We start from the raw sequence: 17,849 nt of genomic DNA, 5'->3' as shown, positions 1-17,849 counted from the left end.
CGGGTGGCGATGAGCACTCTTGCGGCGCGAACGCTCGTTAACCGGTCCATACTCGCCGGTAACCCACGGGAGCGACGAAGGGAACCGCGATGGCGCGCCTGGCCCGGACCGCAGGACTGACCGACGTCCAGGAGGAGATCCTGGCGACGGTCCGCACCTTCGTGGACAAGGAGATCATCCCGCACGCCCAGGCGCTGGAGCACGGCGACACCTACCCCGCCGACATCGTCGAGGGCATGAAGGAGATGGGCCTGTTCGGGCTCACCATCCCCGAGGAGTTCGGCGGGCTCGGCGAGTCCCTGCTCACCTACGCCCTGGTGGTCGAGCAGATCGCGCGCGGCTGGATGTCGGTGTCCGGCGTGATCAACACGCACTTCATCGTCGCGCACATGCTCAAGCAGCACGGCACGCCCGAGCAGCGGGCCCACTACCTGCCCCGGATGGCGACCGGCGAGGTGCGCGGCTCGTTCTCCATGTCCGAGCCGGAGCTGGGCTCCGACGTGGCCGCCATCCGCACCAAGGCCGTCCGCGACGGCGACGACCTCGTCGTCACCGGCCAGAAGATGTGGCTGACCAACGGCGGCACGTCCAACCTGACCGCCGTGCTGGTGCGCACCGACGAGGGCTCGGACAAGCCGCACCGCAACCTCACCGCGATCCTGGTCGACAAGCCCGAGGGCTACGGCGAGGTCGCGCCGGGCCTCACCATCCCCGGCAAGATCGACAAGATGGGCTACAAGGGCGTCGACACCACCGAGATGGTCTTCGACGGCTTCCGCGTCCCGGCCGGGCAGGTGCTGGGCGGCGAGACCGGCCAGGGGTTCCGGCACATGATGGACGGCGTCGAGGTGGGCCGGGTCAACGTGGCGGCGCGGGCGTGCGGCATCGCGCTGCGGTCCTTCGAGCTGGCCATCGAGTACGCGCAGCAGCGGACGACCTTCGGCAAGCCCATCGCCGAGCACCAGGCCATCGCGTTCAAGCTGGCCGAGATGGCGACCAAGGTGGAGGCCGCCCACCTGATGATGGTCAACGCGGCGCGCCTGAAGGACTCGGGCGCGCGCAACGACGTCGAGGCGGGCATGGCCAAGCTCATCGCCTCGGAGTACTGCGCCGAGGTGACGCAGGAGGCGTTCCGCATCCACGGCGGCTACGGCTACTCCAAGGAGTACGAGATCGAGCGCCTGATGCGCGAGGCCCCGTTCCTGCTGATCGGCGAGGGCACCAGCGAGATCCAGAAGACCATCATCAGCCGAGGCCTCCTCCGCGACTACCGCACCCGCTCCTGACCTCGCGAGTCGTACGCTCGGTACCACCGTGTCGTACGTTCAGGACCCCCGAGTTCAACGTTCGGAACCACCCGACCGCGTGACCCCCGGGGTCCTGAACGCCGAACTCGGGGGTCCCGGGTGTGCGACACGGTGGACCCGGACGTACGACTCGCGCGGCTTCGACGGTCCGAAGTGATCTTGGGTTCGGCCGGACGGCCCAGCGCGGGGGCGCGGCGGACGCGCCCGAGCGGGTACCCCGGATCACGTTCGCGTTAGTTTCCGGCTCACCCGTTTCGCGCCTTTCACCTGGTGTTGGCAGGATGGGGAGATCAGCACCGCGAAGAGGTGGTCCCCGTGACGAGTTCCTTCTCAGGCCAGAACCGGCCAGGCATGCCGCCGCGCCTGCCGACGCCCCCGACGGGCTGGCCCATCGGGTCTTACAGCACCTACGAGGAGGCGCAACGCGCGGTCGACTTCCTCGCCGACGACGACTTCCCCGTCCAGGAGGTCACCATCGTGGGCGTCGACCTGATGCTCGTCGAACGGGTCACCGGCCGCCTGACGTGGGGCCGCGTGCTGGGCACCGGCGCGGCGTCCGGCGCCTGGTTCGGCCTGTTCGTCGGCGTCCTGCTGAGCCTGTTCAACACCACGCCCGGCGCGAGCCTCGGCCCGATCGTCGCGGGCCTGGTCGTCGGCGTCGGCTTCGGCCTCATCTTCGCCGCCGTCGGCTACGGCTCCACGCGCGGCAAGCGCGACTTCCAGAGCGCGAGCCAGCTGGTCGCGGGCCGCTACGACGTGCTCTGCCAGCCCCGTTCCGCCGAGCGGGGGCGCGACCTGCTCGCCCGCCTCGCCATGCGCCCGTCCGGCGCGGGCAAGGACTGATCCGGAAGGGACCGTGGTTTGCCGCCGGCGGGCGTCGGGTAGGGGCCGTTCGGGCTCCGGTGGTTGCGGCACCTGATCACCGGCCCTAGGTTCGTCCCACCGGTCAGGCCCCCCGGCCGACCGGTTGGGGGCACGACGAGGTGCCGGGCTCTGAGGTCTGGCCCCTCCGTTGTCGGGAAGGAGGCAGGACCGATGAGGGGCACGCGGAAGAGTCATCGGTTGGCCGCCGCCGGATCCGCCGCGCTGGTCGCGACGTCCGTGCTGGCGGGGTGCGGTTCGGGTGACGGCGGGATCACCATCAACGTCTACAAGTACCCGCAGGAGAACTTCCAGAAGATCGTCGACAACTGCAACGCGGCGGCCGACGGCTACGAGATCGTCTACCACAAGCTGCCGCGCGAGGCCGACGGCCAGCGCGAGCAGATGGTCCGCCGGCTCGCCGCCGAGGACACCGGGATGGACGTCCTGAGCCTGGACGTCACCTGGACCGCCGAGCTGGCCGAGGCGGGCTGGATCCGGGAGTTCACCGGGCAGCCGAAGGCCGAGGTCGAGGACGGCACCCTGGAGACGCCGCTGGAGACGGCGCGCTACGAGGGCAAGCTGTACGGCGCGCCGGACAACACCAACGTCCAGCTCCTGTGGTACCGGGGCGACCTGGTGCGGACGCCGCCGAAGACCTGGGCCGAGATGATCGACCAGGGCACGAGGCTCATCCAGGAGGACAAGCCCGGCCTGGTCGAGGCGACCGGCAAGCAGTACGAGGGGCTGGTCGTCCTCTACAACACGCTCGTCAACTCCGCCGGCGGGCGGATCGTGGACGAGAGCGGCACGAAGGCCGTGGTGGACGAGGGCGCGGTCAAGGCGCTGGAGGTGCTCAAGACCTTCGCCACCTCGCCGGTGGTCGACCCGTCGTTCTCCAACGCCGCCGAGGACCAGGCGCGCCTGGCGATGGAGGCGGGCAACGCCGCGTTCATGCTGAACTGGCCTTACGTCTACGCCGCCGCGCAGGCCAACCCGGACTCGCCGTTCACCAAGAACCTCAAGTGGGCGCCGTTCCCGGCGGTCGAGGGCGGCAGGTCCAGCGTGACCGTCGGCGGCCTCAACTACGCGGTCAGCGCGTTCTCCGAGCACCCGGAGCAGTCGTTCGACGCGGTGCTGTGCCTGCGCAACGCCGAGAACCAGAAGCTCGCCGCGATCAACGACGGCGTGCCGCCGACCATCGAGTCCGTCTACGAGGACCCGGAGATGGCCGAGCCGTACCCGATGCGGGAAGCCATCCTGGAGACGCTGAAGACCGCGGGCGCGCGGCCGATGACACCCGCGTACCAGAACGTCTCCACGATCCTCTCCACCATCCTCTCGCCGCCGGCGAGCATCGACCCGCGGGCCACGGCCGACCGCCTGCGGACCGAGTTGCAGGACGCGCTCGACTCCAAGGGGGTGCTGCCGTGAGCCACGCCGTCCAGGCCGAACCCGCCCACGACGACGGGAAGGCCGGGCTGTCGCCGAAGGCGAGGGCCGCGCTGAGCGAGGGCAAGAAGGCCGAGCGCCGGCTGGGCCTGCTGCTGTGCGCGCCCGCCATCCTGGTCATGGCCGCGGTCGCGGGCTGGCCGATCATCTACTCGGTCTGGCTGTCGTTGCAGCGCTACGACCTGAAGTTCCCCGACCGCACCGAGTTCGTCGGCCTGGACAACTACGTCACGGTGCTGTCGAACTCCTACTGGTGGGACGCCATGTGGATCACGGTCGTGATCACCGTGGTGTCCGTGGCGATCGAGCTGGTGCTGGGCATGGCCCTGGCGCTGATCATGCACCGCACGCTCGTCGGCCGCGGCATCGTGCGCACCGCCTCGCTCATCCCGTACGGCATCGTCACGGTGGTCGCCGCGTTCTCCTGGCGCTACGCCTGGACGCCGCAGACCGGCTACCTGGCCGAGCTGGTGGGCGGCGGCCCGGTGCTCACCGAGAAGGTCCCGGCCCTCGTGGTCGTGACCCTCGCCGAGATCTGGAAGACCACGCCGTTCATGGCCCTGCTGCTCATGGCGGGCCTGGCGCTGGTGCCCGACGACCTGCTCAAGGCCGCCGCGATGGACGGCGCGTCCGCGTGGCAGCGGTTCACCAAGGTCATCGTGCCGGTGATGAAGCCCGCGATCCTGGTGGCGCTGCTGTTCCGCACGCTCGACGCGTTCCGCATCTTCGACAACCTGTTCGTGCTCACCGCGGGGTCGCAGGGCACGTCCTCGGTCTCGATGCTGACCTACAACAACCTGATCAAGGGCTTGAACCTGGGCATCGGCTCCACCATGTCGGTGCTCATCTTCATCGCGGTGGCGATCATCGCGTTCGTCTTCGTGAAGCTGTTCGGCACCGCTGCCCCGGGCAGCGACAGCGGGGGGAGGCGCTGATGGCGGGCATCGGCGGAGCCGAGACGACGGCGCGCAAGGCGCGCTGGACCGTCCTGAACGTGCTGGTGGTCGCGTACGCGCTGATCCCGGTGCTGTGGATCGCGTCACTGTCGTTCAAGACCAAGGAGACCTTGACCGACGGCAACTTCATCCCGCGCCAGTGGACGCTGGAGAACTACACCTCGATCTTCTCCACCACGGAGTTCGTCCGGGCGCTGGTGAACTCCATCGGCATCGCGCTCATCGCCACGGCGATCGCGGTGGTGTTCGGCACGATGGCCGCGTACGCGATCGCGCGCCTGGACTTCCCGGGCAAGCGGGCGCTGGTGGGCGTGTCGCTGCTGGTGGCGATGTTCCCGCAGATCTCGCTGGTGTCGCCGCTGTTCGAGATCGAGCGGTCGCTGGGCCTGTTCGACACCTGGCCGGGCCTGATCCTGCCCTACATCACCTTCGCGCTGCCGCTGGCGATCTACACGCTGTCGGCGTTCTTCCGCGAGATCCCGTGGGAGCTGGAGAAGGCGGCGAAGATGGACGGCGCGACGCCCGCCCAGGCGTTCCGCCGGGTCATCGCGCCGCTGGCCGCGCCGGGCGTGTTCACCACGGCCATCCTGGTGTTCATCTTCTGCTGGAACGACTTCCTGTTCGCGATCTCGCTGACCTCGACCGAGGCGTCGCGGACGGTGCCGGTGGCGCTGTCGTTCTTCACCGGCAGCTCGCAGTTCGAGGACCCGACCGGGTCGATCGCCGCCGCGGCGGTGGTGATCACGATCCCGATCATCCTGTTCGTGTTGTTCTTCCAGCGTCGGATCGTCGCCGGTTTGACCTCCGGCGCCGTCAAGGGGTGAACCAATGGCCGAAATCGTCCTGGACAAGGTGACCAAGCAGTACCCCGACGGCGCCGTGGCCGTGCGGGACGTGGACCTGGAGATCGCCGACGGCGAGTTCGTCATCCTGGTGGGCCCGTCCGGCTGCGGGAAGTCCACGACCCTCAACATGATCGCGGGCCTGGAGGACATCACCTCCGGCGAGCTGCGCATCGGCGGCGAGCGGGTCAACGAGCGGGCGCCCAAGGACCGCGACATCGCGATGGTGTTCCAGTCCTACGCGCTGTACCCGCACATGACGGTGAAGGAGAACATGGCCTTCCCGCTGCGGCTGGCGAAGGTCGACGACGCCACCGTGGAGAAGAAGGTCAAGGAGGCCGCGGAGGTCCTGGACCTGACCGCGCACCTGGACCGCAAGCCGTCGAACCTGTCCGGCGGCCAGCGGCAGCGCGTGGCCATGGGGCGGGCGATCGTGCGCAGCCCCAAGGCGTTCCTGATGGACGAGCCGCTGTCCAACCTGGACGCCAAGCTGCGCGTGCAGATGCGCACGTCCGTGTCACGGCTCCAGCGGCAGCTGGGCACCACCACCGTCTACGTCACCCACGACCAGACCGAGGCGATGACCCTCGGCGACCGGGTCGTGGTCATGCGCGGCGGCCTGGTGCAGCAGGTCGGCTCGCCGCAGTTCCTCTACGAGCAGCCGGCCAACCTGTTCGTGGCCGGGTTCATCGGCTCGCCCGCGATGAACTTCGTGCCGGCGTCCCTGGAGGAGGGCGTGCTCCGGTCCCCGCTGGGCGACGTGCCGCTCACCGACCGGGTGCGCGCGCTGCTGGAGGGCCGGGACGCGCCCCGCGAGGTGATCATGGGCCTGCGGCCCGAGCACTTCGAGGACGCCCGGTTGGTGGAGGACCACCTTCGCTCGTCCGGGGCCGTGTTCACCAGCAACGTCGACGTGCTGGAGTCGATGGGCTCGGACAAGTACGCCTACTTCAGCCTCACGGGTGACCAGGCGACGTCGGACGAGCTGGCGGAGCTGGCCGCCGACGCGGGCACGGCCGACGTGCCCGGCGACGGCGTGTCGATGGTGACCCGGTTGTCCGCCTCCTCGGCGGTCACGGTGGGTGAGCAGGCCGAGATCTGGTTCGACGCCGACAAGGTGCAGCTCTTCGACCCGGGCAACGGCAAGAACCTCACCTACGCGGGCTGAACGCGCTTTTCCGGCAGGGGCCGCCCCGATCGGGGCGGCCCCTTTCCGTGGGCATCACGCGCAGTTACTGATTAGTCGGGACCATCGGCCGGGACGAACTCCATGGGCCATTCAGCGCATCAAAAGCGCATCTCGCCGCTTCGGGGGCGCTGCTCCTCGGGCCGCTCCCCAACCCTGGTCGAAGGCGGGGACGACCTCGGCCGAACGGCGTCGGGGCAGGGGAGTCCGCCGAGCAGGGAGAAGAGCGCGAGATGGGGATTCTTGACGGCAAAGCAGTGGTGATCACCGGAGCGGGACGGGGCCTCGGCGAGGCGTACGCGATGCACGCGGCGCAGGCAGGCGCGTCGGTCGTGGTCAACGACGTGGACGCCGACCTGGCCGGGGAGGTGGCGGCGCGGATCCGGCAGCACGGCGCGCGGGCCGTGGCGAGCGGCCACGACGTGGCGGACCCGGACGGGGCCGAGAAGATCGTGGGCCTGTGCCAGGCCGAGTTCGGGCGCGTGGACGGACTGGTGAACAACGCGGGGCTGAACTACGAGACCCTGCCGTGGGAAGACGACCCGGATTCGATCCGCCGACTCGTCGAGGTGAATGTCCTGGGAGTCATATTCACTGGTATGGCCGCGATGAAGGCCATGCGCGAACAGGGCGGCGGCTCGATCGTCAACATTTCCTCCGGCGCGTTCTTCGGGCAGCGGAAACTGGCCGCCTACTCCGCGTCCAAGGGCGCGGTCGCCTCGCTGAGCCTGTCCTGGGCGCTCGACCTGGAGGGGGAGGGCATCCGGGTCAACGCGGTGTGCCCGGTCGCCCACACGCGGATGGTGTGGAAGTCCGAGCGGTCCCTGCGCGCCATCCCGGCCGACCGCACCCCGGGCAAGGTCGCCCCGCTCGTGCTGTTCCTGCTCAGCGACGCGGCCGACGGCATCACCGGGCAGGTCGTCCGCTGCAACGGCCGCCAGCTCCACCTGATCGGCCAGCCCTACTTCAAGCAGCCGATCTTCGAGAGCGACACCTGGGACACCACCTCGGTGAAGCGCGCGTTCGACGACGTGCTCCAGGCGCACCTGGAGCCGTTCGGCCTGGAGAAGCGCATGCCGCCGCGCCTGCGCGAGCTGGTGGAGCCGAGCCGGACGGCCTGACCCGGCCCGGCCCGCGCGCCCCGGTTCCGCGATCACCCCGATGGCTGATCGCGGAACCGGGGCGTTCCGCTGTCCCATGGTGGTCGTGGGCACGCTGAAACCCAGGGTCACGGACTGGCGGCTGGTGGTCGGGTCGCGGCTGGACCGCGTCCGCGCCGACCTCGTCGCCCTCGGCCCGCCCGACCCGCTCGACCAGGAGGGCCAGGGGTGGCGCGAGGTGGCCGAGCGGGAGGCCGCCGTCGTCGACGACATGATCAACCGCGGGGAGCCGCGCTGGCGGTCGGTGGCCTCGTGGTGGTCCGGCTGGCACATCGAGCGCGCCTGGCGCTCCCTGCACGAGGCCGAGATCGCGGCCGTGGCCGCGGGCAACGGGTTCCTGGGCCGCCTGCCCGGCCTCAAGGCCCGGGTCGCGGAGAACCTGCCCGAGGACGACCACCGCCGCCGGGCCCTGGAAGGGCTGCGGCCCGGCGAGTTCCCCCTGGCCGTGGAGCGGGAGATCGTGGTCGACGCGCTGCGGGCCGCGTTCGACGCCTCCGACTTCGCCCACGCCGGGTCGAGGGCGCTGCGGAACAAGCTGATCGCCACGTCCGTGGTGCTGTTCGCGGTCAACACCCTGCTCGGCGTGCTGGGCTTCGTCGACCCGCGCATGATCCCGATGTGCGTCAGCTCGGAGAAGCTGCCCACGGTGTGCCCGTCGGGCCGGGGCGCGGGCGCCTCGGACGTGTGGCTGATCCAGGTGCTCGGCGCGTTCGGGGCGGTGCTGTCCGCGGTGGTGCTGCTGCTGCGCCGCCGGCCCAGCCTCTCGCCCTACGTGATGGTCGGCTACCAGGCCCTGATCAAGGTGCTGCTGGGCGCCGCGCTGGCCGTGGTCGGCGTCCTGGCGCTCGGCGCGGGCGTGACCACCGGCCTGATCGGCGTGGCGTCCCAGGCGGCGCTGCTGGTGTGGGCGGTCGTCCTCGGCTACGGCCAGCAGATCGCCACGCGCCTGCTCGACAGCTACACCGACCGCGTGATGGACCAGGCCCGCCCGCTGCCCCGGCTGGAGGGTCAGCGCTAGCCGGCGCCGCGGGCCCCCGCCGCGACGACACCCGTCCGCGACGGGCGCGCGGGAAGTCGCCGCCCGTCGAGCCCGTGCGCGACGGCGCGGGTGACACCTCGTCGGTAAAAGGGTGAAAAGCGGCGCGCTACCCCTGCCGCGCAAGGAAAGGCGAGCTAGCGTCACAGAGGTGCTCGCCGAGCTGTTCCTCGACGCCGCCCGCGGTTGTGCCGGCCGCAGCCCCCTGACCCAGGCCCTGCTGATCGCGGCCGCCGAGGACCTGGCGCGCGGCGGCGTGGTCGCGCGCGTGATGGCGGGCGCCGAGTGCGACCGCCCGGGCACCGTGCCGGGCCTGCGGTTCGCGGGCGCGCTGCACCGGCTGGTGCTGGAGGGCCGCGCCCCGGCGCTGGCCGCGCACTACCCGACCGCGGGCGGTGAGCCGGACCTGGACGCGCTGTGGGGCGATGCCCTGCCCGTGCTGCACGAGCACGCCGACGAGCTGCGCGTCCTGGTGTCCACGACGGCCGTGCAGACCAACGAGCCGGGCCGCAGCGCGCCCCTGTTCGGCGGCCTCCAGACCGCCACCCGCCTGGCCGCCGACGCCGCGGGCCGCCGCGCCGGCTTCCCGGTGCGGCTGCTGGAGGTCGGCGCGTCCGGCGGGCTGAACCTGCGGCCGCACCGCGTCGCCTACCCGGTCGACGGGGTGAAGCTGGGCGACCCGGGCAGCCCGTTCACCCTCGACCCGCGCTGGACCGGCCGCCCGCCCGTGGACGTGGCGCACAACCTGCGCCTGGTGCGGCGGGCCGGCTGCGACCCCGACCCGGTGGACGTGACCACCGAGGACGGCCGGCTGCACCTCCAGTCGTTCGTGTGGGCGGACCAGGTGGCGCGCTTCGAGCGGCTGCGGGCGGCGCTGGACCTGGCCCAGCTCGACCCGGTGCCGGTGCAGCGCGCCGCGGGCCCGGAGTGGCTGTCCGAGCAGCTGGTCCGCCCGGAGCGGGACGTGCTGACCGTCGTGTGGCACTCGGTGGTGTGGCAGTACACCTCGCCCGCCGACCGCGCGATGGGCCGGGCGGTGCTGGCCGACGCGGCGGCGCGGGCCACGCCGATGGCGCCGCTCGCGCTGCTGGTCTACGAGCCCAGGCGCACCCACGGGCCGGACCCGTACCGGTTCCAGCTGCTGCTCAAGCTGTGGCCGGCGGGCGTGTCGCTGCGGCTGGGTTGGGGCGCGGGGCACGGCACCCCCTTCACCTGGGACACCCAGCCCTGGGACTAGCCCGCGGGTCGAGGGCCCCGGCCGGCGCCGCTCAGCCGCCGTTGGCGATGAGCACGGTCACCGTGGTGAGCCAGCCCAGCAGGAAGGTGAGCACCCAGAAGCGGAGGTTGGTGAGCATCCTGGTCATGGCGTGGTGTCCTGTCGCGGGAGGAGGGGTGGGGGTCACAGCCACTCGTTGCGACGGAATATTCGGTACAGCGTCAGGCAGACCACCAGGATCACCGAGATCACCACGGGGTAGCCGTACTTCCACTCCAGCTCCGGCATGTGCTCGAAGTTCATGCCGTACACGCCGACCACCATGGTCGGCACGGAGATGATCGCCACCCAGGAGGCGAGCTTGCGCATGTCCATGTTCTGCTGGAGCGTGATCTTCGCCAGCACGGCGTTGACCAGCGTGGTCAGCAGCTCGTCGAAGTTCGACACGCGCTCGGACACCTGGGTGAGGTGGTCGTCGACGTCGCGGAAGTAGGAGCGCACCTGCTCGGGGATCAGCGGCGTGTAGCCCTCGGCGAGCCTGCGCAGCGGCACGGCCAGCGGCATCACGGCGCGGCGCAGCTCCAGCACCTCGCGCTTCATCAGGTAGATCTGGTCGGCGCTGACCCGGCTGCGCGGCTGGAAGACCAGCGCCTCCATCGAGTCGATGTCGTCCTCGATGTGGTCGGTCACGTCCAGGTAGTTGTCGACCACGTGGTCGGCGATCGAGTACAGCACCGCGGCGGGGCCGACCTTCATCCGCTCGGGCTCGGCCTCCAGCTCGCGGCGCACCGCGGCCAGGCCGGAGTGGTTGCCGTGCCGGACCGTCACCACGAAGTCGCGGCCCAGGAACACCATGATCTCGCCGCTCTCGACGATCTCGTTGGCGGTGTCGGGCGAGGAGTTCTGGATGTAGCGGACCGTCTTGAGCACCATGAACAGCGTGTCGTCGTAGCGCTCCAGCTTGGGCCGCTGGTGGGCGTGCACGGCGTCCTCGACGGCCAGCTCGTGCAGGCCGAAGGTGTCCGCGACGCCCTCGATCTGCTCGGCGTCCGGCTCGTGCAGGCCGATCCAGACGAAGCCCTCGCCGCGCCCGCGCACCTCCTCGACCGCGGCGGCGTGCGTCCAGCGGCCGGGCAGGCGGGCCCCGTCGACGTACACGCCGCAGTCCACGACGTAGGCGGACAAGGGCACCGGGATGGGCGTGGCCGGGCGGTCGCGGTCGGGCATGCGGCCTCTCAGGCCGCCGAGCGAGGGCAGGCTGGGCACGAGGAACCTCCGGGAAGCAGGCGTCGACATCGACGAACGACGACGGCACGTCCCCGACCGGTACCGCTGGTGCTAGCTGTGGGAAGCCGGCTCCCCGATGAGGACGCGCGAGGTACTCGCAGGATGGGGGTCATTACTCATCGGTAGTCCTCACCTCCTCGGGTCGGCGGCCGCGGCGGTGGAGTCGCTCACAGACCAGTTGCCGAGGGTACTCCCCCGGTGCTCACACTGTCGTCCCGGTCGGGTGTGGTGCTCCACCGCACGCGGACCCACGACAGCCAACGGAGGCGGTAGTGCAGTTCGGGCGATACTACGAGGAGTTCGAGGTCGGCGCGGTCTACAAGCACTGGCCGGGCAAGACGGTCACGGAGTACGACGACCACCTGTTCTGCCTGTTGACCATGAACCACCACCCCCTGCACCTGGACGCGCACTACGCGGCGGAGACCACCGACTTCGGCAAGAACGTCGTGGTGGGCAACTACGTCTACTCGCTGCTGCTGGGCATGTCGGTGCCGGACGTCTCGGGCAAGGCCATCGCCAACCTGGAGGTCGAGTCGCTCAAGCACGTCAAGCCGACCTTCCACGGCGACACCATCTACGGTGAGACCGAGGTGCTGGGCAAGACCCCGTCGAAGTCGAAGGACGACCGGGGCGTCGTGCACGTGGAGACGCGCGGGTACAAGCAGGACGGCACGGTCGTGTGCGTGTTCCGCCGCAAGGTGATGGTGCCCAAGCGCTCCTACGGCGAGGCGCGCGGCGGCGAGCAGCCGGGCAGGCCCGAACCCGCGGCGGGCTGACCGGCGCGTCCGGTGGGCGGGCCGGGCGGTCGGGGTGGACGATCGGGCAGGTGTCGGGTGAACCGGGCAAAAGGAGCGATGTGACCTCTCTGGACCGCGTCCGCGAGTCGCTGGGCGCGTTCGCCCGGCGCGAGGCGCACGGCGTCTCGCCGCTCTACGAGCACCTGGCCGCCCGCGCGGCCGAGGACGACGGGGTCGCCGGCCTGCTGACGGCCGCGCCGGAGCGGTTCGCGCACCCGACGCTGCTGCTCGCGGCGGTCCACCGGCTGCTCCAGGCCGAGCCGTTCCACCGGCTGTCCGACTACTACCCCTCGCTGGGCGGCACGTGCGGCCCGGACGAGGGCACGTGGCCGCTGTTCCGGGAGTTCGTGCTGGACCGCGCCGACCGCGTGCGGGACCTGGTCTCGCGGCGCACCACGCAGACCAACGAGGTGCGCCGCGCCGCCCTGCTCTACCCGGCGCTGGCGCGGGTCAAGGGGCCGGTCGGGCTGCTGGAGGTCGGCTGCTCGGCCGGCCTGCTGCTCAACCTCGACCGGTACGCCTACCGCTACCAGACCCAGCAGGCCGGCCAGCTCGCGGCCGGGCCGGCGAAGGCGCCCGTCGGGCTGCACTGCGCGCTGGAGCTCGCGCCCGGCGCGGAGCTGCCGAAGATCCCCAAGTCGATCAAGGTGGGCGCGCGCGTCGGCCTCGACCGGGCGCCCGCGGACCTGACCGACGAGGACACCTACGCCTGGTTGGAGGCGTGCGTGTGGGCCGATCAGCCGGAGCGCCTGAGGCTGTTCGGCGTGGCGGCGGCCGCGCAGCGCAAGTCGCCGCCGGAGTTCGTGACCGGTGACGGGGTGGCCGACCTGGCCGAGGCGGCCGCGCGGGTTCCCGAAGCGCTGCCGCTGGTCGTGATGACCAGCAACACGCTGCCGTACCTGCCGGGCGAGGAGTTCGTCGCGGCGCTGGCCGGGCTGGGCAGGCCGGTGTGGTGGGTCTGCCACGAGAGCTACGCGGCGGGTCTGGCGCACGTCCTGCCGGGGCGGGACGACCTGCGGGCGGGCCCGGACGAGGCGGCGTTCGGCGTGCTGGGGCTGGTCCACTTCGAGGGCGGGTCGCCCCGCTCCGCCCGCGCGCTGGCGCGCACCGCCCTGCACGGCCAACGGCTGATCTGGCTCCCCTGATCGGGCGAAGTCGATCAGCGGCGGGGGAGCCGCCCCCACGCCGCGAGGGTGGCGTGGAGCATCTCGACGAGTGGGAGTGTGGCCAAGATCGCAGCGTCGGCCCACCGGGCGTCGGAGGCGTCGTCACCCGCCATCAACGACCCCGATCGCACCTGGCAGGCGTAGTCGTGGATCTCGTAGGCGCCCTGCGGGGCAGGTCGGAGGACCGTGCCGATCAACGCCCCGACGGTCACGGAGAGTCCCGTCTCCTCGCGGACTTCCCGCATAAGTGCGGTCTCATCCGTTTCACCCGGTTCGACGCGCCCTCCGGGGAGTGACCACAGTCCCTCACCTGGGGGATTGCGGCGACGCACGAGCAGCAATCGCCCGTTGGTGTCATACGCGATCGCGCCAACGCAGCGGATCCGAGGCTCACTGATGGCCGTCACGATCACGAAGCGTAGTCACACCGGGTTGGCGGTGCAGGAGGCTGCCCCGAGTGCGGTACAAATCTCCCGACTCGCCGCCGAGTGCGGTACAACGGTTTTCACTGGCGCCAAACGGGTGCGGTAGCGAACGGGGTTGATCACCGTGAATCTGAAGAAGATTCTCACCTTCGCCGGGGTCGGCTTGGTCCTGTTCTTCCTCATCGCGGAGCCGCAGCAAGCGGCTCAGCTGGTGCAGAACATCCTGGGCACCCTCCGGGAAGCCGCTGAGGCGCTCATCACCTTCGTGAAACAATTGTTCTGAGTCGCCCGGCTCCTCCCTCCCCCCGGCGAGAGGTCTAGGCATGTTCGCACCACGGGACCCCGACGAGTACCTGCTGCCGACGGAGCGGCGGGTCATCCGGGTACGCAGGCACTGGAGCAGCCTGCTCTGGGACCTCCTGGAAGCAGGGGCGCTGCTCGCGGGCGCCATGATCATCTCCTACCTGCTGCCGGAGAACGCCGGGCTCGTCCAGAACATCCTCTGGTACGCGTCCCTGTTCGTGCTGCTCAGGCTGGCCTACTTCGTCATGGAGTGGTGGGTGGAGCGGATCGTCGTCACCGACAAGAGGTTCATGATCTCCTCGGGGGTCTTCGAGACCAAGGTGGCCATGATGCCGATCAGCAAGGTGACCGACCTCACCTACGAGCGCACGTTCGTCGGGCGCATGTTCGGCTTCGGCACCCTCGTCGTGGAGTCGGCGGGTCAGATCCAGGCCCTCAACCGGATCGAGTACCTGCCCAACCCCGAGGAGGTCTACGACGCGATCTCCGAGCTGACCTTCGGCGACAAGAAGGCCCAGGCGGAGCGCTTCTCGATGATCAAGGCGCAGCGCGCGGCACGCGGCAAGAAGATGGTGCCGTAGGCCGCGCGCGGCCGTAGTCCAGACTGGGTGGGTGCGAATCGACCTGCACGCGCACTCGACCGAGTCCGACGGCACCGACACGCCCGCCGCGCTCGTGGCCGCCGCGGCGGCCACGGGCCTGGGCGCGATCGCGCTGACCGACCACGACACCGCCGCCGGCTGGGCGGAGGCCGCCAACGCGCTGCCACCGGGCCTGAAGCTCGTGCGCGGCGCGGAGCTGTCCTGCGCCTCCGACGACGGCTTCGGCCGGACGATCACCGTGCACCTGCTGGCCTACCTGTACGACCACACCTCGCCCGCCCTGGTCGAGGAGCAGCTCAGGCTGCGCCTCGAACGGCGGCAGCGGCTGCGGCGGATGGCCGAGCGCATGGTCGCCGACGGCTTCCCCATCGACCCGGACGAGATGATGGCCGCCATGCCCGCCGACGCCCCCGCGGGCCGCCCGCACCTGGCGATGGCGCTCATCCGGGCCGGCGTGGTGACCACCGTGGACGAGGCGTTCGCCAAGTACCTGACCGGCGGGCGGTACTACGTGCCCCGGACGGACACGCCCGTCGCGCGGGCCATCCAGATGATCACCGAGGCCGGCGGGGTGACGGTGCTCGCGCACCCCTTCGCCCTCTCGCGCGGACCGATCGTGAGCGACCGGGTCGTGGCCGACCTGGCGGACCTGGGACTGGCCGGCGTGGAGGTGGACCACCCCGACCACGACCGGGAGACCAGGGCGAGGCTCCGCACCCTGGCCCGCGACCTTGACCTGCTGACCACCGGCTCCAGCGACTACCACGGCACGAACAAGACGGTGCGCCTGGGAGCCGAGACCACGTCGCCGGACGTGCTGGACGCCCTGGCCGACCGAGCCACGGGCTGCAAGATCCTGGTCGGCTGACCCGCTCCCGCCTCGACCCGGCCTTGGCCGGCCGGCCCCGGGCTCCCCGCGCGGCCCAGCCCTGTCGGCGGACCCCGGGCTCCCGCCTCGGCCTGGCTCTGGTCCCACCCCCGGGCCGACCCCCGCCGCGGTCTCGCCCGCGACGCCGGAGGCGGCGCAATCCAACACAGCAATCCAATACAGTTGTCCGGTGCCTGAGCAGTTGGGGTTCGACTTCGGCGCCGTCCCGAAGAAGCTGGTGAAGGTGACCCCGGCGAAGCTGTCCACGTGGGCCGACTGCCCGCGTCGCTTCCGCATGGCCTACCTGGACCGGCCGTCGCCGCCGCGCGGCGGCGCGTGGGCGCACAACACGCTCGGCGCGGTCGTCCACAACGCCCTCAAGGCGCTGTTCGACCTGCCCGCCGACCGCCGCACGCCCGAGCAGGCCGTCGCCCTGCTGCACCGGCAGTGGAAGGACGACGGGTTCCGCGACGCCGAGCAGGCCGCCACCTACCGGGACCGGGCGGTCGGCTGGGTGCGCGACTACGTGGAGGGCCTCGACACCTCGATCGAACCGGTCGGCATCGAGCGCTGGGTGTCCACCCCCACGTCCAGGATCGTCGCCGAGGGGCGGGTCGACCGCATCGACCTGCGCGACGGCGAACTGGTGATCGTGGACTACAAGACCGGGCGGCACGCGCTGACCGTGGACGACGCGCGCGGCTCCCAGGCGCTCGCCCTGTACGCGCTGGCCGCGCGGCGCACCCTGCGCCGGCCGTGCCACCGGGTCGAGCTGCACCACCTGCCCACCAGGTCGGTCGCCGTGTGGGAGCACACCGAGGAGAGCCTGGGGCGGCACGTGACGCGCGCCGAGGAGGCGGCCGACGAGCTGAGCCTCGCCTCCGACACCCTCGCCGCGGGCGGAGACCGGGACGTGCTGTTCCCGCCCCGCACCGGCAGGCAGTGCACGTGGTGCGACTTCCGGCGCTCCTGCCCCGAGGGGCAGCAGGCATCGCCGGCGCTCGAACCGTGGGAACTGCTCGCGCCGTAGAGTTGGCCTCGTGACGATGGTCGACAGCAGGCCCGAACCGCGAGTGGCGAAGGTGTGGCGCGGTGTCAGCGGGACGCTCGCCGTCGGACTGGTGCTGCTGGCGCTGGCCCTGATCGGCGTGCAGGTCTACGCGGGAACCCGAGACCTGCCCGGACCGGGGCTCGACGTGGTCGCGGGCCACGCCGCGGCGGCCGTCGCGGCGGCGGTGGCGCAGGTCCTCGCCGATCGCCGGACGGGACGGGCCGTCACCCTGTGCGGCCTGGTCGTGGTGGTGCTCACGGCCCTGACGATGTGGTTCTACTGGTGGGCGTGAAACCCCTCAGCTGAGCCACGCCCGCCACGTCGGCAGCAGCGTGCCCAGCAGCGCGTCCGGCGCCTCCGTGTTCGGCGAGTGCATCACGCCGGACAGCACCGCGAAGTCCGCGTCGAGGCGCTCGGCCATGTCCCGCTGCGCGGACGCCGACCACGCGTCGTCCAGCTCGCCGCACGCCACCAGGCCCGGGATGCCCGCCGTGCGCATGGTGCGGGCCAGCTTCGCGACCAGGTCCGGCTCGGAGCGCAGCGCCTCGCCCATGCCCAGCAGACCCGCCGGGGACGAGCGCACGAACCGCTCCCGGTAGAAGTCCTTCAGCTCCTGAGGGATCATCCGCCAGCGCGGGTTCGACGCCTGACGGGCCTCGTTGACCTGCTGCGACGCTTCGAGGCCCTGCTCGCGCAGCACCAGCTCCCCGTAGTCGAGGGCCGCGCGCCGGGCGCCGGGCGGCAGCTCGGACGGACCCGACGAGAGCAGCGTCAACCCGGACACCGGGGCGCCCGCCAACACCGCGCCACGCGCCACCAGTCCACCGAACGAGTGACCCAGCAGCAGCACGCGCCGGCCCTCCGCGGCGAGCTTCGCCACCAGCTCGGCGAGCCCCGCGCCCAGCACCGAGGGCCGGTACTCCGACTCGGCGACCGGCCCGGCCGACTCGTACTGGCCCGGCAGGTCGATCGCGACGACCTCGACACCCGCGTCGGAGATCGGGTCGAGCAGGGGCGCGAAATCCTCTTTGGACCCCGTGTAGCCGGGGACCAGCAGCGCCGTGGCGCCGAGGTCGCGCCCGGCGGCGGGGGAGCGGAGGGCCGCGATCGGGCCGTGCCTGCCGGGCAGGTCGACGCGCGCCGCGCGGTGCGGGCTGAACTGCGAGTGCACGTCTGGCAGTCTGCCGCACTCGGCGCGCGAACGCGTGGCGGTCCTCCGCACCGACCGGGGGCCGTTCCTGCCCGACCCCCGGCCCACGCCTCGCCGCGGGTCCCTGGCCAGGGCCCTTGCCCTCGCCCCTTGCCCCTCGCCCTCGTCCCTTCGCCTCTCG

At 71.5% G+C, this 17,849-nt stretch carries 19 protein-coding genes; 16 read left to right on the top strand and 3 right to left on the bottom strand.

Annotated elements, in window-relative coordinates; translation table 11 throughout:
• Positions 1–89: 89 nt before the first annotated feature.
• The 9 genes from ABD223_RS34810 to ABD223_RS34770 all read left to right on the top strand — a co-directional run bounded on the left by ABD223_RS34810 (position 90) and on the right by ABD223_RS34770 (position 10,037).
• Complete coding sequence (locus ABD223_RS34810) at positions 90–1,286, top strand: acyl-CoA dehydrogenase family protein (protein ID WP_344040985.1); 1,197 nt, start codon at positions 90–92, stop codon at positions 1,284–1,286.
• 372 nt (positions 1,287–1,658) lie between these two features.
• On the top strand, positions 1,659–2,150 hold the full coding sequence (locus ABD223_RS34805; RefSeq protein WP_344041021.1) for a general stress protein: 492 nt from the start codon (positions 1,659–1,661) through the stop codon (positions 2,148–2,150).
• 192 nt (positions 2,151–2,342) lie between these two features.
• Complete coding sequence (locus ABD223_RS34800; RefSeq protein WP_344040984.1) at positions 2,343–3,602, top strand: ABC transporter substrate-binding protein; 1,260 nt, start codon at positions 2,343–2,345, stop codon at positions 3,600–3,602.
• Positions 3,599–4,555 (top strand): carbohydrate ABC transporter permease, encoded by a 957-nt coding sequence (locus tag ABD223_RS34795; RefSeq protein WP_380646531.1) that lies wholly within the window; start codon positions 3,599–3,601, stop codon positions 4,553–4,555. The genes ABD223_RS34800 and ABD223_RS34795 overlap by 4 nt, the downstream gene beginning before the upstream one ends.
• Positions 4,555–5,400 (top strand): carbohydrate ABC transporter permease, encoded by an 846-nt coding sequence (locus ABD223_RS34790; protein ID WP_344040983.1) that lies wholly within the window; start codon positions 4,555–4,557, stop codon positions 5,398–5,400. Before ABD223_RS34795 ends, ABD223_RS34790 begins: the two co-directional genes overlap by 1 nt.
• Before the next feature lie 4 nt (positions 5,401–5,404).
• Positions 5,405–6,586 (top strand): ABC transporter ATP-binding protein, encoded by a 1,182-nt coding sequence (locus tag ABD223_RS34785; protein ID WP_344040982.1) that lies wholly within the window; start codon positions 5,405–5,407, stop codon positions 6,584–6,586.
• 251 nt (positions 6,587–6,837) lie between these two features.
• The gene (locus ABD223_RS34780) at positions 6,838–7,725 is read left to right on the top strand and encodes an SDR family NAD(P)-dependent oxidoreductase (RefSeq protein ID WP_344040981.1); all 888 of its coding nucleotides are present in this window, start codon (positions 6,838–6,840) and stop codon (positions 7,723–7,725) included.
• Between the two features lie 40 nt (positions 7,726–7,765).
• Entirely contained in the window at positions 7,766–8,782 is a 1,017-nt protein-coding gene (locus ABD223_RS34775) for a hypothetical protein (protein WP_344040980.1), read from the top strand.
• 169 nt (positions 8,783–8,951) lie between these two features.
• Complete coding sequence (locus ABD223_RS34770) at positions 8,952–10,037, top strand: DUF2332 domain-containing protein (RefSeq protein ID WP_344040979.1); 1,086 nt, start codon at positions 8,952–8,954, stop codon at positions 10,035–10,037.
• 162 nt (positions 10,038–10,199) lie between these two features.
• Here ABD223_RS34770 and corA read toward each other — a convergent pair whose 3' ends face one another.
• The gene (corA, locus tag ABD223_RS34765) at positions 10,200–11,282 is read right to left on the bottom strand and encodes a magnesium/cobalt transporter CorA (RefSeq protein ID WP_344040978.1); all 1,083 of its coding nucleotides are present in this window, start codon (positions 11,280–11,282) and stop codon (positions 10,200–10,202) included.
• A gap of 293 nt (positions 11,283–11,575) precedes the next feature.
• Here corA and ABD223_RS34760 point away from each other — a divergent pair, with 293 nt between their 5' ends.
• Together ABD223_RS34760 and ABD223_RS34755 are read left to right on the top strand one after the other, a co-directional pair.
• On the top strand, positions 11,576–12,082 hold the full coding sequence (locus ABD223_RS34760; protein ID WP_344040977.1) for a MaoC family dehydratase: 507 nt from the start codon (positions 11,576–11,578) through the stop codon (positions 12,080–12,082).
• 80 nt (positions 12,083–12,162) lie between these two features.
• Complete coding sequence (locus ABD223_RS34755) at positions 12,163–13,248, top strand: DUF2332 domain-containing protein (protein ID WP_344040976.1); 1,086 nt, start codon at positions 12,163–12,165, stop codon at positions 13,246–13,248.
• 14 nt (positions 13,249–13,262) lie between these two features.
• On the opposite strand, the gene ABD223_RS34750 is transcribed toward ABD223_RS34755, so the two are convergent.
• Positions 13,263–13,676, bottom strand: coding sequence for an NUDIX hydrolase (locus ABD223_RS34750; protein ID WP_344040975.1), 414 nt, complete (start codon positions 13,674–13,676; stop codon positions 13,263–13,265).
• Positions 13,677–13,818: 142 nt separating this feature from the next.
• Between ABD223_RS34750 and ABD223_RS34745 the strand changes: the two genes are divergently transcribed.
• The 5 genes from ABD223_RS34745 (at position 13,819) to ABD223_RS34725 (ending at position 16,810) form a co-directional block, all read left to right on the top strand.
• On the top strand, positions 13,819–13,977 hold the full coding sequence (locus tag ABD223_RS34745; RefSeq protein WP_170185132.1) for a hypothetical protein: 159 nt from the start codon (positions 13,819–13,821) through the stop codon (positions 13,975–13,977).
• Positions 13,978–14,017: 40 nt separating this feature from the next.
• Positions 14,018–14,578: a PH domain-containing protein gene (locus ABD223_RS34740; RefSeq protein ID WP_344040974.1), complete on the top strand. Its 561-nt coding sequence runs from the start codon at positions 14,018–14,020 to the stop codon at positions 14,576–14,578.
• Between the two features lie 31 nt (positions 14,579–14,609).
• Positions 14,610–15,467, top strand: a complete 858-nt coding sequence (locus ABD223_RS34735) for a PHP domain-containing protein (protein ID WP_344040973.1) — start codon at positions 14,610–14,612, stop codon at positions 15,465–15,467.
• A 190-nt stretch (positions 15,468–15,657) separates the two neighbouring features.
• On the top strand, positions 15,658–16,497 hold the full coding sequence (locus ABD223_RS34730) for a RecB family exonuclease (RefSeq protein ID WP_344040972.1): 840 nt from the start codon (positions 15,658–15,660) through the stop codon (positions 16,495–16,497).
• Positions 16,498–16,507: 10 nt separating this feature from the next.
• On the top strand, positions 16,508–16,810 hold the full coding sequence (locus ABD223_RS34725; protein WP_344040971.1) for a hypothetical protein: 303 nt from the start codon (positions 16,508–16,510) through the stop codon (positions 16,808–16,810).
• A gap of 6 nt (positions 16,811–16,816) precedes the next feature.
• Here ABD223_RS34725 and ABD223_RS34720 read toward each other — a convergent pair whose 3' ends face one another.
• Positions 16,817–17,689 (bottom strand): alpha/beta fold hydrolase, encoded by an 873-nt coding sequence (locus ABD223_RS34720; protein ID WP_344040970.1) that lies wholly within the window; start codon positions 17,687–17,689, stop codon positions 16,817–16,819.
• Positions 17,690–17,849: the final 160 nt, after the last annotated feature.

The organism is Saccharothrix xinjiangensis, from assembly GCF_039527585.1.
GTDB classification, from domain to species: Bacteria; Actinomycetota; Actinomycetes; order Mycobacteriales; family Pseudonocardiaceae; genus Actinosynnema; species Actinosynnema xinjiangensis.
This window is presented reverse-complemented; position numbering and strand designations above follow the sequence as displayed.